Here is a 15,560-nt window from a genome sequence, read left to right as displayed (position 1 = left end):
AATGCAAATAATATTCCAATTATTATAAATCTTTTTCATCTTAATGAAATTATTTTACACTAAAGCCTTTAAAAAAGCATTTATTCTACCTTTACTGCAAAAAAATCGTTTATTTGCTATATAAAACTTATTTCTAAATTTTACAAGAATTGAAGAGATAGACCTCACCCACCCATAGAAAGAAGTTATCTACAAACTTAGAAGATCAAATAAAAGGGTCATTCAGTGGGCCGAAACACTATCTGAAAGACTGAAATCCTTATCCTGTCACAACTGTTCGCCGTTTGAACAAAACAAAAAAATTTATAAGCTCTAGAGAACTTTTACTAAAGTACTATCTTAAAACGAACTACAATTTTCAGATGTGAAATATATCACAATAAAAATGTTTTAACAATATCAATTAATCGAAAAAAATTATCGCATAAAGTCTTAGAAGACATATAGTCTTCTTTCTTAATTATCCAAAACAATCTATATTCATTTGTATATGTGAGCCTTATTAATTGGTGTAATCCTACAAAAGCTAAAAATCACCTTATTTATTTTTAAAACCAGTAGGCATTGTATAAACCATATATTCCAGATAAAACTTTCCATACAATGTGGAACATAGCAAAATAGATTTTCTGAATAATCAGCTATAGTAAAAATGGTACGAATATAGTAAAAATGGTACGAACTGTGATCCTGCCTTGATTTCCCGGAGTAGTAGTTAAGACTGATTCTTAATAAAATGAGGTAATAACTATGGACGAGAAAAAGACGTCGCTATGCGGAATGTTTCAACATAGTTGTCACAACTTTTGATTTTTTTATACTGAAATCAGTTGCTTCTTAGTCTCTAAAGAAGGGTTCAGATACACATATAGTGCTCCCATGATGCTGTACAGCTCCTAAATTAGATTGATGCAGTATAATCTGTGTCAGAAGGAGTAGAAAGATGCGCAGGAAGTGGAGCGATTCAGAGAAAGCCAGAATAGCGCTCATGGCGATTCTTGAAGAGAAAACAGTTAGTGAAATAGCCCAGGAAACAGGAGCTCATCCCGCCATGATTTCAAAGTGGAAAAGAGAGCTGCTGGACAATGCGGATTCTGTCTTCCGTAATGGGAAATCACAAACGGAAAAAGAGCTGGAAGATGAGAAGGAAGAACTGTACAAGCAGATCGGAAAGCTTCATGCCGCGAATGATTTCCTAAAAAAACCTTGAAAATACAGGGACTCCTGTAAAATCCATGATTGATCCTGGGAACAAGAAATTAAGCATTTCAGAACAATGTAAGCTCCTCGGCAAAAGCCGCAGTTGGTTCTATTACCAACTGAAAAGAGATCCTCTTTTGGAGTATCAGGACAATCTGGAAAAGAAGAAAATCAGAGCGCTGTGGAAGCAGTATATCTTTTATGGGTACAGACAGGTATTCAACCATCTGGATAAGAATATGGGCCATGAGACGTCTCCTAAGAGGGTGTACAGGCTTATGAGGGAGATGGGAATAAAGGCGATCGTTCCCAAACGATGTCTCTCCAAACCAGGTAAGAGGCATAAAAAATACCCTTATCTTCTGAGAAACTTGAATATAACGCATCCAAATCATGTGTGGGCTTCAGACATCACCTATGTAAATATTCCCGGAGGAATCGTCTATGTCGTTGCTATCATCGACCTGTATAGCCGGAAGATCTTATCCTGGAATGTCAGCAACACGATGGATACGGTGTTTGTTATGGACGCTTTGATACAGGCTATGATGAGACATGGCTTGCCTGTGATATTCAATACAGATCAAGGTAGCCAATTCACTAGTAATGAATTCACATCGCTCCTAGATGGAGAAATGGTTCGTATCAGCATGGATGGAAAAGGTCGTGCTTTGGATAATATTTACATTGAAAGATTCTGGAAAACTTTGAAGTATGAAGACATTTCTCTGTATCGGTATGACACTCTGAAAAATCTTCGGAAGGGTTTATTGAAGTATTTTAATTTCTATAATTCGGTCAGACCACATCAGAGTCTGAATGGGAATTCACCGGATCAGATTTATTCCGGAGAATCTAACTTAAAAGTGGCATGAAGCTGTATTGACTGAAGGGTGCACTATAAACCTTGTGGACTCTTCTCTTGAGGCAGCAATCAAGGAATTAGACGTTGAAGAAAGTCCAATTATCCATTCCGATAGGATAGTCATTATCGCTGGCTTTGTTGGATCTCAAGAATGAATAAGGCAAAATTAAAAGATCAATATCAAAAAAGGATATTCCTCAGATAATGCAGCTTGTGAAGGGTTCTTTGGAAGGTTAAAAAATGAAATGTTTTACAATCGAAATTTAAAAGATGTGAGTTTGGATGATTTCATTCATGAACTGAATGAATATATTCAATGGTAAAATTTCAAACGGATCAAAGTTAGTTTAGGTGGATTAAGCCCTCTTGATTATCGTTAAAAGGTACTAATTTTTTTAAAAAGTAATCCAAGATAATGTCCGCATCCCCATTTCAGGAACTTTTTCGACGCTGTTGACAAGAGCCTAGGTGGAAACTCTCCGGATGAAATTTAGTCTGTGGAATCAAATTTAAAATTGGCATGACTCTGCGATGGCTGAAGTAAGTAATATACAATACTATTTTAAGCGAGGAGAACCCCATTTGACCCTCTACTAGGACTCATAGTACACTGGTTTGCAGGAGATTCAACATTCTTGGCCATTAAGAACCGACTCAAAAACGATAATATCCTTAAAATACTGGAAACCCTCTGGAGAAACCCACATAGTAGCCGTGCCGATCTAGCCCGGATGCTGCGCCTGGACCGCTCCACCGTAGGCAGCCTTGCCGACTGGATGATAGCCCGCCGGATGATTACCGAATCGTCTACCACACACTCAACTCCTAAAGGAGGACGCCCTCCCATTCAATTAAGCATTAAGGGAGGCTATGCCTATGCCATAGGGGTGGAACTGACCATCCCCTTTATCAGATTATATGCAGGGGACTTAAACGGAGACCTTCTGGGACAAAAGGAAATACCTGTATCAAACTATGGAACACAGGCCATTGATTCCCTGGCGGTAGAACTGGCAAGATTTCGAAAAGAGATTGACCAAGACTATCCCATGACAGTGGGATTGGCCGCTGTGGGTCTTGGTGTCAGCGGCGCCGTTGATAATGATAAAAAAGAGATCATTCTTTCTAATGCCCTTAAGATCAATCAAGCCCTTTCTGTGGCAGAACCCCTGGAAACAGTCCTTAATGTCCCTATTATCCTGTTTAACGATGCTCAGGCCTATGCTTTAAGCGAAGCGGACGCCCTGGGAAAAAAGAACCTGATTCTGGCCCTCATTGAAAAACGCTCTCAAACGACTATTGGAAATACCGGTGTGGGTATTGGAATGGTCAATAATGATATGGTTATTAATGGACGGGCCATAACCCACCTCCTTCAGCCCTCTTACGATCAGGAACTGGAAAAGATGGAACAGTTTATCCAGAACCTTGGAAGATCCCTTGCCTTGATAGCGAATGTTACCAGCACCAATGATATTGTCCTGGGCGGGGATGTGGAAAAATATAGAACAGATCTTGAAAGAGAGATTCTGGTTCATCTGAATAAAGAAGGAGATCCTCTAAAGACCGGCCTTCGGATACATAGAGCCTCCCCCTCACACTGGGCCGTTGCTGCAAGTTCCCGCCATGCGGCCCTGCGCCACATCCTACACAATCGTAGTTTTCCATTGAATAAACACTGATTTTCTGTTCATTCTCAAGTTTTCATTGACGGGAGATCATGCCCCCTTCTATACTACTTAGTAGATATTTCAACAAACCTAAAGGGGTAAGAAAATGATAAAGAAATTTTTGATGGGTATCCTTATGCTTCTCACTGCATTCACCATGTTTGCCGGTGGAAGTCAGGAAGCTGTAGAATCAGAGAATTCCGCAGCGATGAAAGAGGCGGTGAATCTCGATTTCTGGTCATGGCGAACAGAAGACGTTGACATTTATGATGAGTTAATTGCCCGTTTCGAGAAAGAAAACCCCGGGATTACGGTTAATTTTACGGCTTATAAGAATACTGAGTACAACACAGTACTCTCTGCGGCCATCAAAGGGGGCTCCGGACCCGATATCATTCAGCTAAAACCCTATGGAGGTCTTGAAACCTACGCGCAGCCCGGATACTTGATGCCCTTAGAAGATAAAATTCCGGCGTTAAAGGATTTTGATGAGAATTCATTGATTGGAAGCACCAGCATCTCCGATGGCAAAATCTATGGAGTACCCTATGCCAGCCAGACTCTGGTAATTTTCTACAACAAGGCTATGTATGAGGAACTAGGTCTCAGCATTCCGGAAACCTGGGATGATTTTCTGTCTAACCTGGAAGTTATGAAAAAAGCGGGAATAACTCCCCTGGCCAATGGTGGAAAAGACGGCTGGACTCTGGAAGTACTCCAGGGTGTTATCTGTCCAAACTTTTACGGAGCCAACGACTTTTTTAACGAAATAACAGCTGGTAAAACAAATTTTACAGACGAGCGATATAAAAAATCACTTGAAAAGCTTCTGGAACTCCGCCCTTACATGCCTGACAACTTTATGGGTATTTCCTACACAGATATGCAGATGCTCTTTATCAACGAGATGGCAGGACACTTTATCGGGGGTAGCTGGGAAGCCGGATATTTCAGTGCACAGAATCCTGAAATGGAATACGACGTATTTGCAGGTCCTGTTGCCAAAGCAGGAGACACCCGCTATGCCAGTGCCTTCGTTGATGGCTCTTTTGGTATAAACTCTGCCACAGCTCACCCGGAAGAAGCCGTACAATTCATGAATTTCATGGCAGGTACAGAAGCTGGGCAATTTCTGACTGACAAGCTAAAACATAAATCGGATGTACCGGGTGTTCAGTTTACTGATCCATTCCTGAAAAGGCTGGGTGAATTGAACGAAAACTCAACTCCCTATATTACCCTTGTTGGTTTCCGCTATGAACAGCCCACCGGTTCTTCTCTCATTCAGAATACCCTGCAGGGTATGCTGGCAGATACAATAGACAGTGATGAAGTAGTTCGTCAGGTCCAGGAAGGCGTTGCCTCCTGGTACAAACCTTTTCAGTAAAAACCTTTCTGCTCCGTGTGCCTTCAAAAGCAGACGGAGCAATTTTTTTTATCCGGATAAAAAATGAAAAAAACAAAACATCAGTCACTATGGATCACTTTCTTTGTGCTGCCCGGGCTCTTAATTGTCCTTATATTTATCGTAGCCCCCCTGTTTCTCTCCATGTTCAACAGCCTTTTTTCCTGGAAGAGTATTGTGAGGGATCAATACGTAGGTCTTGAAAATTTTACAAGGATATTCACCCAGTACCCGTACAAAGACCGTTTTTATAACGCCATAGGAAACAATCTCCAATGGTTTCTCTCTACCATGCTCATTCAGAACTCTCTAGGCCTTCTCTTTGGCTATCTTCTTTACAAAAACATTGCCGGAGCTGCCATTTATCAGAGAATCTTTTTTATACCAGTCCTCTTCTCCATAGTAGCTGTGGGTTTTTTGTGGAACCTTTACATGAATCCCAATATGGGGATTATCAACAGACTGCTCAAGGATGTTGGATTGCAATCCCTGACCCGTGCCTGGCTGGGGGATGAAGCTTTGGCCACACCCAGTATTATTGCTGTGAATATCTGGCGCTGGGTAGGATTCCCCACCCTTGTGTTCTATGCTGGCTTTAACACAGTTCCTCTGGAAGTGGTAGAGGCCTCCTATCTGGATGGCGTGGGAGAAGGCAGACTTTTTACGAAGATTATGTTTCCCCTGATTCTCCCTTCAGTCATGGTGATTACCGTTTTAACCTTAATCGGCAGCCTGAATGTTTTTGAACAAATTTATACAATGACCGGTTTGGAAGGGGGGCCCTACTACTCCACGGATACCCTGGGGACCCTGTTCTATAGAACGGCCTTCGGCGGGGTGGATTCGGGAATCCCTCAGATAGGAATAGGTTCTGCCATAGGAGTGGTGATTTATATGCTGACCTTTGTGGCTTCTGCCATCAGCATCACAGCCTTCAAGGGTAAGGAGGTACAGCTATGATCGGAGAACTCCGTTTTAAGGGTGCCGGGATTCCTCAGAAGATTCTGATTATACTTTTTCAGCTAATGCTCATCACGTATGCCATACTGATTTTTTATCCCTTATTTAACATGATTATTTCAAGCCTGAAAACAACCCGGGAGATTTTCAAGACTCCCTATGCCCTGCCTGCAGATTGGAAATTTTCAAACTATGGGGAAGTGTGGGGAGAAGGCGGATTCGGCCGCTACTTTTTTAACAGCAGCTATATTACGGCTCTTTCCATCGGAATTGTCATTCTTTTTGGTTCCATGGCGGCCTTTGGTATTTCCCGTTATGATTACAGGCTTTCCACCCTTGTGTATCTGCTCTTTCTGGCGGGAATTATGCTGCCATTAAAAGCGGCCATCATCCCACTGTTTCTGCTGATACGCAAACTGCATCTCATGGATAATCAGCTCTCTCTCATCCTTATTTTTACGGCCATGAGTATGCCCTCTACAGTTTTTATCCTGACGGGATTTATGAAGACAATCCCCTATGATCTGGAAGACTCGGGAAGGATAGACGGAGCTAATGAGTGGGTCATCTACAAGGATATCATCATGCCCCTGACGGCCCCTTCTATTGCCTTGGTAACCATCTACAATGCCGTACCCGTATGGAATGACTTTTTCTTTCCTCTGGTGTTTATACAATCTAACAAATTGAAAACTCTCCCTTTGGGAATGAGCGTCTTTTTTGGACAGTATCAGATCAGCTGGCATCTTCTTTTTGCCTCACTCTCCATTACCATACTGCCCATGCTGATCCTCTATCTGTTTATGTCAAAGTATTTTATCAAAGGAATGACCGCTGGAGCCCTGAAATGAACAATTCCGATTACAATCTATTTGCCTCAGATCAGGATCTGCAGGAAATGGCCAAAGAAAAGGCGGCCGCTTTCATAAGAGAAGAGACACAGTTTCATCTGGGGTTTCTCCCCACAGAGCAAGCTCACCCCTACACCCTGGATCTGAGTGATGTCATACAGAGCGACACAAGGGCGGGACTGCGACTGATGCTGGACGTGGACAGGGACATTCCCTCTGTTGCCCGCAGGGTATTTTTAAGCGGGTCCTTTGCAGAACTCTGCCTGGCCTTTGAAAAGGCTGCCCGGGACAATAGGAGAGTCTGTTTTACAGGCTGCGGCAGCACCGGACGTTTGAGCATGATACTGGAAGAGATGTGGCGTCAGTTCTGGGAAGACCGAGCGGGGGTTTCCCCGGGAGACACGGTTCGCCTCAAGGATGCCGACGGGAATCTGAAGGATGAGAATCTGATAAAGGCAGACCTGGGCTGCAGCATTATGACCGGAGGCGACAGAGCCCTGATAAGAGCCGTAGAAAATTTTGAAGACTACGAGGCCTTCGGAGCCCGGCAGGTGGAGGAGCTGGATCTGCAGCAAGGCGATCTTTTGGTAGCCATCACCGAGGGTGGAGAAACTTCATCCGTTCTGGGAACCTTAAGAGAAGCTCAGAGGCGGGGATGCAAAGTTTTTCTGACTTTCAATAACCCGGCATCTCTCCTAAAGGAGAATCTGGAACGCTGCCGCAGCGCTATAGAATCCGATGATGTGACTGTACTGGATCTCTATACGGGGGCAATGGCCTTAACCGGATCTACCCGGATGCAGGCTACCACCATGGAAATGCTTGTGATTGGTACGGCCATGGAAATTGGATTGAACCGTTGTCTGACTGCCAAGCCTTCAATACAAATAAACACGCAGATTGCTCTGAAAAATGCCGATTTATTCTCTCTTCTCATTAAGGATCTCTGCGGTCCAGAATCCCTTTTAGGAATGGCCCACTGGGCGGAAGAGGAGATGTGCCTCTATAAGGCTGATGGCAGAATCACCTACCTGGCGGAGGAATATCTACTGGATATCTTCAGCGATACCACAGAACGCTCCCCTACCTTTATGCTGCCCCCTTTTCGGCCCTCGGATGATACAGAGTCCCCCGTGTCCTGGGCCTTTGCCAAAGATCCCGCCCACAACAGCAGTGAAGCCTGGATTCATATGCTCCGCCGCCTTCCCCGGGGGCTCAACTGGACCCGCCAGGACTATATTAGGATGGGAGCCCCCGAATATGCGGGAGAAGTGGTTCCTTCCCTGGACAGAGATGAGATTAACCGCTATCTGATCGGCAGGGAAAAGGATACCAGCCGGACGGATTGCGCTGAGAGTCTTTTTTTGCGTGTTTTTGTTGATAGCTATCCCGGAACCGTTAAGTCGGGAGAAAAAAACCTTGTTGTCGGTACAATCACGAAGACAGCAGGATCAGTCCAGGCGGATTATGAAGTTCCCCTGAACCTGGCGGAGAGCCCGGTGAATCTGTGGCAGCATCTGGCGGTCAAACTAATATTTAACACGGTCAGCACAGGGTCTATGGCCATGATGGGACGGGTCAAACAGAATTGGATGATTCAGGTGGATACGACGAACAAAAAGCTTGTAGACCGGGGCTGCCGTATTATTTCACAGATTGTAGGCATTCCCTACGAGGAGGCCTGCCGGGAATTGCACCTTTCTTTGCTAGCCAGGGAACGCTTTGTGTCCCAGGGGGGACAAACAATTCTATCGCCGGTTGTAGCAGCATTGCAGCGGCGAGGAATGATGTAACTTTTCTAAAAAACGACTCTGAAACCTTACAGGGTATATTTGATATATATACCTTACCCAGGCCGAGACAGCCCGTGGCGCTGGTTTATTGCCTAAAACAGTGTCTCTTCTGGAAAATGATCCCCAGCGAAGTAGTGTTGGCAATTTATTCAAACTTCTTTCTTTTTTAAATAGAGAAGTACAACTCCTTAATAAAGAGGGGCCAACCGGTAAAGTGCCCTTTGAAAAAACAAGACTCTAACACAGCATTCCTATTATTTAATTGACAGGCATCCTTAGAGAACGTAATAATAAGCCCATGATTCATAAAACCCGTGCCTACCCCCGGGCGGCCCTGATAGGGAACCCCTCAGACGGCTATTTCGGCAAAACCATTGCCTTCACCTTCAATAATTTTCATACGGATGTGACCCTCTACGATTCTGAAGAACTGGAGATACTACCTGCCAGAAGAGACCAGTCCCGTTTTTCATCTTTGGACAGGCTTGCCCATGATGTGGATCAGTACGGCTATTACGGCGGCATCCGCCTGATCAAGGCTTCCCTTAAGAAGTTTCATACCTGGTGTAAGGACCACAACCTGAACCTGCATACAAGAAACTTTACCATCCGTTACCACAGCAATATCCCCGCCCACCTCGGCCTGGCCGGGTCCAGCGCCATCATCACGGCGTGTATGCGGGCTCTCATGGCTTTTTACAAGGTAGACATACCCGATTTTTTTCTGGCAAACCTGGTTTTGTCCGTAGAGACCGAAGAACTGGGCATTGGTGCCGGTCTGCAGGACAGGGTGGCCCAGAGCTATAACGGCATGATCCACATGGACTTTGACAGGGTCCTTATGGAACAAAGGGGCTACGGCAACTACACTCCCCTGAATATAGAAAACCAGCCCTCTTATTACATTGCCTACAACACGGCCTCTGCCGAGGGAACCGAGCTGTTCCACAACAATCTCCGCTACCGATGGGAGAATGGTGATAAGGAAATTATTGATGCCATGAAAGGCTTTGCCCGCCTCACCGATGAATTCAAAGAGGCCCTGGAATCGGGACACAAAGAGGATCTGCACAGGATTATAAATGCCAATTTTGACCTGCGCCACAGGGTCATGAAACTGAACCCCCTCCATGTGAAGATGGTGGAAACAGCCCGCCGTGGAGGAGCCTCAGCCAAATTCACGGGTTCAGGCGGTGCCTTGATTGGAATTTACGAGGGAGAGGATGGATACCGCAGACTGAAAGAAGCCCTTGAACCCCTGGGCTGCGTTGTATTTAAACCGGAAATAGTGATACAAAAGGAAAACCAATGATGATTAAAAAAGCTGTGATTCCAGCAGCGGGTTATGGAACCCGATTTCTGCCGGCCACCAAAAGCCAGCCCAAAGAGATGCTCCCCCTTGTAGACACCCCCACCATCCAGTATGTGGTGCAGGAGGCTGTGGATTCGGGGATTAAAGATATCCTGATGATCATAGGCCGGGGAAAACGCTCTGTGGAAGAGCACTTTTCCCGGAACTTCGAGTTGGAGTATCAGCTGAGAGAAAAAAATAAACAGGAAGAGCTGGATCTGATTCAGACCGTCCCCGATGACGTGAAGATTCACTTTGTCTGGCAACATGACCAGCTAGGCCTGGGACACGCCATCAGCTGCGCCAAGGATCATGTGGGGAATGAGCCCTTTGCGGTCCTGTTAGGGGATACCGTACTGGAAGCCGCCGCTGGAGCTCCTCCGGTGACCCGGCAGTTGATGGATGTGTACGAACAATATGAAGAAGCCGTGCTGGCCCTGGAAGAGGTACCCCGGGAGAAGGTAAGCCGCTATGGTGTGATCAGCGGTTTGATCAAAAGAGACAATGTCTATTTGGTGGACGGCCTCGTTGAGAAGCCCTCCGTTGAGGATGCCCCGTCAAACCTGGTGATTGCCAGCCGTTATGTTCTTCCTCCCGAGATATTCAGTGCCCTGGAAACGACTCTTCCGGGAAAAAATAACGAGATTCAGCTCACCGACGCCCTAAAGATGCTTTTGGCAGACGGCCCTATCTACGGCTGCAAGTTTCACGGGATTCGCCATGACATGGGGAACAAGCTGGATTTTATCAAGACCACCATCCACTACGGCCTGCGCCATCCCGAGTTCGGGAAGGAGCTGAAGGCCTGGCTGAAGGATCTGGATCTGAACTGATTCCCCTTATTTCTCATAGCTGAAGCTATCAAAATACAGCACGACTCTCCCATTTTGATCGGGTACAGCCATGATCTCTGCCACCAGGGCATTTCCCTTTTTGGTGGGAAGAGTCAGAAGGGCCCGGCAGTCCCCGCCTGGGGCGACAACAGAAGAGAGGTTCTGCTTAAAACTGTCGGCATTAACCCCTTTCATGGGGATCTGTATCTGATTCTGGTAAAACCAACCGGAACTGCCGGCAGAACCGATCTTGAGGAGGGCATAACCGGCAAGTTTATCGCTGTTATTCCAGCCTTGCACAGCAGAAGGATTAATGGAGGGCCAGCCGTATCGTATGCTCAACTCTGTTGAAGTTTCCTGGGATTCTGTGGGATCAACCACAGGAACCGCTATGGGAGTTGCAACGGGTGTTTCCTGTACCGGGGTTTTCTCGATGTGAACCGGTTTGACTACGGGGGCCACTTCCTCAACGGGCACTTTCGCTCCTGCGGTGATCAGGATCTGCCTGATTTCATCGGCATACTGCGGGTTCCTGGCAGAAGCCATAAGAGGAGTTTCCCCCTGGGCATTACTACTGTCCACATAGATACCCGCGGTGAGAAGGAGGCGCACCGTGTCGGGTACCCCAGCTTCACTGGCAGCATGGAGGGCTGTGTTTCCGTTTTTATCCACGGCATAAACAGAAATACCGGCCACCAGCAATTTGCGGCTCATTTCCACGTCCTTCAAACGGGCTGTGTAAAACAGGGCATTCCGCCCCGTTGCGTCACTTTGGTTCAGATCGGCCCCAGCCAGGATCAACAGGGTGAGAGAGTCCTTTTGATTGAGCTGAGAGGCCAGTAAAAGCGCCGTCATGGACTGCTGATTTTTCTCATTCACAGAGATATTTTTATCAAGCATCAGCTTTACAACATCGGGGTGTTTGATGCCGGCCATCAAAAGAGTATTGCTCTGATCGTCCCGGATAATGGGGGATAGACCATAAGCCATGAGGATTTCAAGGATCTCCGGGGCTCCATTTTCTGCAGCAGTAAAGGCGATTTCGGCCCCCTGAGTACTGCCGCCTTCGGGGAGGGCTCCATACTCCATCAAGAGCAGGGCTACCGGGTTGGGTCCCTCTCCCCCGGCGGCCGATTGATACAGGGATTTCATAAGGAGAGACCAGCCGGCGGAGTCTTTGACTTCCCGGTCAAATCCAAGGTCTAAAAGGTAGTTTATAACATCCACATTGCCAGAGGCAGCCGCCGAGAAGGCGATTTTGGAGACAACATCCGAGTGTATTGAGAGCTTTGCGTTTTTGCTGATTAGATGTCTGGTGAGTTCGCTGAGGTTGGAGGCTCTTTGGGCGTCCTTACTCAGGGCAATAGTCAGAGCGGACCAGCCGCTGTTATTGCTTTGATTCAAATCGGCACCTCTAGCCAGAAGCATCTTGACCATGCTCAGGTTTTCGCTCCCCGAGGCTAAAATCAGGGCGGAATCTCCCGTTGAAAGAAGATGATTCACGGCGGCCCCTCGGCTGAGCAGAAGCTCCGCTGAAGATTCATACCGGGATGTAACAGCATAGAGGAAGGCCGTATAGCCTCTGCTGTCTCTCAGACTGATCGTGGCTCCCCTGTTTAGCAAAAAGCTGATTGCCTCATTTTGTCCATTTTGTGCGGCATACATGAGCAGGGTGATACCGTCTTTTTCACTTTCATTGATATTGCCGCCGTCATCCAGAAATTCCTGAAGTGACTCAAGGTCTCCCCGGCGGGCAGCCTTGACCTGCGAGCTGGCACAAGCTCCAAAGAGTGTTATTAGAACTGTTGTTAACAGAATTGATGAAATAGTTTTTTTGATCATGTGATCCTCCCCGGCTATACTAGCCTGAAAATTGCAGCTGTGCATCAGCTCTTTGTTAAAATTTTTGCTCACCGGGTCTCATAGGCTCTCCTGGCTAAAACCGAGGCTCCCACCAGGTTGGCATTGAGATTCTTTTCATCTAAAACCGAAGGCCTGAGGTAGCTCATAATCCCCATTTTTCCCAAGACCCTCTGACAGGAGGGGCCGAAGTATGGGAGGGCATAGCTGGGTTTGCCCCCCAAAAAGATGGGAAGGTCTCCTCTCAAACCGTCTGCAGCTCCTGCTTTGAACATGATCCTCGCCGCTTCTGCCAGGATTTTCCCATAGAGCCTGTCCGTATTGACCGCCGATTCTACTCTCATATTGGAAAGTTTGCTGATGTGTTTCCCCGCGATGCTGGGATCGTTGATCTGGTTTAGCTCATGGATGTCCAAAAAGCGCTCATAGAAGGTGTCGTCCCCCACAAGCGCGCGGAACAGGCGGCAGCGGCCGGGACCTGAGAGTATGACCTCCGCCCGGAGACTGTCTGGACAGCCTCCTGGCCCCAGGAGTACCGATTCGGGAAGATCGGGGTCTTCGATGAGGTGCTGTTCAAACAGTTCGTATGAGGCGCCGACTTCCAGAAAAAGGAGTCTGAGCCTGTGCTTGGACAGGGGGATGGCATACCCAGGTTCGTTGGTGTAATGGAGGGAGGAGTCCCGGCCGTCCCAGTCATGAGCGGGATGGAGGACCTGCCCATCTTCGCTGACCCAGGCTCCCCCCCAGCCGCCTCCGAAAACCCAGTAAAGGAGCTCCATTTTCAGAACAGACCACTCCGCCAGAGCCCCCGTGTTGGCGTCATTGTCTATGGCAACGGGTATGTCAAAGGCCTCTTCCATGGCCTTGCGGATGTTATGTCCGTTATAACGCGCACAATTGGCAAAGAGCTGAAATCCTCCATCGGAGCTGAGTATCCCCGCGGATGAGATGCCCATGGACAGCATTTTTCCATGGGGTGGAAGGGCGTCTTTGATTTTCCTTGCCAGAGTGTCGGCAAATTCTGAAAATTCGAGGCAGTAATCCTCCACACCAAAGAGCGATTCCGAGGCGATTTTCCCCTTGCTGTTGAAAAAGGCTATCTTGGCACCCCGCCCGGCTCCAATGTCCAGGGCGGCATAGTATTGATCTGTATTCATGTAGTCATTATATCCCCGGTTCCCGGAGAACACAAACAGGGGCAGGGATAGAAGCGGCAGGGGTCCGTCTTTTGAGGGCGGCGCGGAGCAAGCCCGGTTCAAAATGACGGATGAACCCCTAAAAGCGGAAAGCCCGAAGCCCCCCAAATAGACAATACCCGGTTCTTCCTATACAATGTTGTCCATCCATTTAAGAGCACTTAGAGGTAATGATGATGACAAAATACAGCCGCAGACTCCTGGTTCTGCTTATAATAATAACGGCGATGACTCTCTCCTGTTCCCGCAAGATCGGCTACGGAGTGGTCCTTTGGTCAGACCAGGACGGCCTGCCCACGGGGGCTTTGACCGAGGTTTTGGAGGAGTCAAGGATCAGAAAAAGCTATATCCTGCAAATCAAGGGAACGAAAGAACGCTTTGAGATTCCCGTGTGGCGTGTCCGTTTTTTTGAAAAGAATTCGGAAGCCATTGAGTTTGCAGCCGGGTATGAGGAATATGTTTCTGTTTTTGCCTATGCCAATAAACAGGGGCTTCCCATGAGGGAGCGTCCCGATGCTTCCAGCGAAAGAGTTTATAAGTTGAGGGAGAATCAGGAGATAAAGGTCTTGGACCGGGGAGAGCTGGAAGAAGTGGGCCGTTTTGAGGGGCACTGGTATACCATACTCACCGACGACGGTGTGACAGGTTATGTGTTTGATGCTCTTTTGACGGTATACAGCCTCAATGATCAGCAGGAGATGGTGGTTCAGAATGAGCGGGATCAGAGTGACCCCCTTCTGGATGCTTTTTTCTCCACCACATGGCGTCCCGATACCTATCAGGATATGATCAGCCGCCGCCAGGTAGACTTGGCCCTGTTCCGTCCCGAATACGGCCTGTTTCCTGATTTGGAGAACAAGACAATCACCTTGAAGACCATAGATAAGGAGCTTGTCTCGTCCTTTGACAAGGTGACCCGCATCGGATCTAACCGCTACGACCTTGGTGGCAGCAGTTTCCGCATTACCATCAACTCCGAATATTTTATAAGTGTCCAGTACAAATATGATGGGCTGGAGTACAGCATGGCCTTTATCAGACTCTCGGAAGATGTGGATACCATCATCACCAAGGAAATGAACCGGCGGACCGCTCTACTTCAGGAATTCATTGACAGGGGTCCTGAGATGTCCAGCCAGGCCTACGGTACGATTTTGTTTGAAAACGGGGGCCGTTTTACCTGGATTGACAAGTCGGCCCTTATCAGTCAGCAGGTCTTATCCGTTTCGGCTGGAAACAGCGGCTATGTGAGTTTCAGGAACTTCCCTTCCGAGCAGATCAGAAGCCGCTACGATGGTGTGATCACCTTTAACTTCGAATCGGGAGAGACCGCCGATTTTCTTTACACCATGAGAGATGCCGGTGCGAGTCTTCTCTACGTGGATGACCGCTATATTGTGGAGAGAGTGGTTACAAACGACCAGTTTTTCAGCCCGATCCAGATGTTTTTTAACTTCCCCGACAAGATTTCCTCCGCTCCATCCAGTTCTGGAAATGAAGACCAGGAGGATTCTGTAGGTTCGGATGGAGAGGATATTCCAACAACGGAAGAACCCATAGAAGGGGCGGGCTGATC

At 47.2% G+C, this 15,560-nt stretch carries 14 protein-coding genes; 12 read left to right on the top strand and 2 right to left on the bottom strand.

Features of this window, described 5'->3' with window-relative positions; genetic code table 11:
- The first annotated feature begins 943 nt into the window (after positions 1–943).
- The 11 genes from EXM22_RS02805 (at position 944) to galU (ending at position 10,928) form a co-directional block, all read left to right on the top strand.
- Positions 944–1,210 carry a transposase gene (locus tag EXM22_RS02805; RefSeq protein WP_149485049.1) on the top strand — a complete coding sequence of 89 codons (267 nt, stop codon included), beginning with the start codon at positions 944–946 and terminating at the stop codon, positions 1,208–1,210.
- A gap of 25 nt (positions 1,211–1,235) precedes the next feature.
- The gene (locus EXM22_RS02800) at positions 1,236–2,075 is read left to right on the top strand and encodes an IS3 family transposase (RefSeq protein WP_149485048.1); all 840 of its coding nucleotides are present in this window, start codon (positions 1,236–1,238) and stop codon (positions 2,073–2,075) included.
- Positions 2,076–2,238: 163 nt separating this feature from the next.
- The gene (locus tag EXM22_RS18545) at positions 2,239–2,388 is read left to right on the top strand and encodes an IS3 family transposase (RefSeq protein ID WP_425465769.1); all 150 of its coding nucleotides are present in this window, start codon (positions 2,239–2,241) and stop codon (positions 2,386–2,388) included.
- A gap of 312 nt (positions 2,389–2,700) precedes the next feature.
- Complete coding sequence (locus EXM22_RS02790; protein ID WP_149485047.1) at positions 2,701–3,747, top strand: ROK family transcriptional regulator; 1,047 nt, start codon at positions 2,701–2,703, stop codon at positions 3,745–3,747.
- A 94-nt stretch (positions 3,748–3,841) separates the two neighbouring features.
- Entirely contained in the window at positions 3,842–5,122 is a 1,281-nt protein-coding gene (locus EXM22_RS02785) for an ABC transporter substrate-binding protein (RefSeq protein ID WP_149485046.1), read from the top strand.
- 63 nt (positions 5,123–5,185) lie between these two features.
- The gene (locus EXM22_RS02780; RefSeq protein ID WP_149485045.1) at positions 5,186–6,100 is read left to right on the top strand and encodes a carbohydrate ABC transporter permease; all 915 of its coding nucleotides are present in this window, start codon (positions 5,186–5,188) and stop codon (positions 6,098–6,100) included.
- The gene (locus EXM22_RS02775; protein ID WP_149485044.1) at positions 6,097–6,951 is read left to right on the top strand and encodes a carbohydrate ABC transporter permease; all 855 of its coding nucleotides are present in this window, start codon (positions 6,097–6,099) and stop codon (positions 6,949–6,951) included. The genes EXM22_RS02780 and EXM22_RS02775 overlap by 4 nt, the downstream gene beginning before the upstream one ends.
- Positions 6,948–8,744 carry an N-acetylmuramic acid 6-phosphate etherase family protein gene (locus tag EXM22_RS02770; RefSeq protein ID WP_149485043.1) on the top strand — a complete coding sequence of 599 codons (1,797 nt, stop codon included), beginning with the start codon at positions 6,948–6,950 and terminating at the stop codon, positions 8,742–8,744. The genes EXM22_RS02775 and EXM22_RS02770 overlap by 4 nt, the downstream gene beginning before the upstream one ends.
- Positions 8,745–8,790: 46 nt before the next feature.
- A complete protein-coding gene (locus EXM22_RS18540; RefSeq protein ID WP_149487911.1) occupies positions 8,791–8,985 on the top strand; it encodes a helix-turn-helix domain-containing protein in 195 nt (64 codons plus the stop codon).
- Between the two features lie 57 nt (positions 8,986–9,042).
- Positions 9,043–10,056, top strand: coding sequence for a mevalonate kinase family protein (locus EXM22_RS02760; RefSeq protein ID WP_149485042.1), 1,014 nt, complete (start codon positions 9,043–9,045; stop codon positions 10,054–10,056).
- Positions 10,053–10,928 (top strand): UTP--glucose-1-phosphate uridylyltransferase GalU, encoded by an 876-nt coding sequence (gene galU / locus EXM22_RS02755; RefSeq protein WP_210411541.1) that lies wholly within the window; start codon positions 10,053–10,055, stop codon positions 10,926–10,928. The genes EXM22_RS02760 and galU overlap by 4 nt, the downstream gene beginning before the upstream one ends.
- 6 nt (positions 10,929–10,934) lie before the next feature.
- On the opposite strand, the gene EXM22_RS02750 is transcribed toward galU, so the two are convergent.
- Together EXM22_RS02750 and EXM22_RS02745 are read right to left on the bottom strand one after the other, a co-directional pair.
- The gene (locus EXM22_RS02750; protein ID WP_168203312.1) at positions 10,935–12,770 is read right to left on the bottom strand and encodes an ankyrin repeat domain-containing protein; all 1,836 of its coding nucleotides are present in this window, start codon (positions 12,768–12,770) and stop codon (positions 10,935–10,937) included.
- Between the two features lie 68 nt (positions 12,771–12,838).
- Positions 12,839–13,945, bottom strand: coding sequence for an ROK family protein (locus tag EXM22_RS02745; protein WP_149485040.1), 1,107 nt, complete (start codon positions 13,943–13,945; stop codon positions 12,839–12,841).
- A gap of 209 nt (positions 13,946–14,154) precedes the next feature.
- On the opposite strand from EXM22_RS02745, the gene EXM22_RS02740 reads away from it, so the two are divergent.
- Positions 14,155–15,558, top strand: coding sequence for an SH3 domain-containing protein (locus EXM22_RS02740; RefSeq protein WP_149485039.1), 1,404 nt, complete (start codon positions 14,155–14,157; stop codon positions 15,556–15,558).
- The last annotated feature ends 2 nt before the right edge of the window (positions 15,559–15,560 follow it).

Origin of the sequence: Oceanispirochaeta crateris, assembly GCF_008329965.1 — a bacterium.
Classification (GTDB): Bacteria; Spirochaetota; Spirochaetia; order DSM-2461; family DSM-2461; genus Oceanispirochaeta; species Oceanispirochaeta crateris.
Note: the sequence above shows the minus strand (reverse complement) of the source record. Positions and strands in the feature narration are given on the sequence as shown.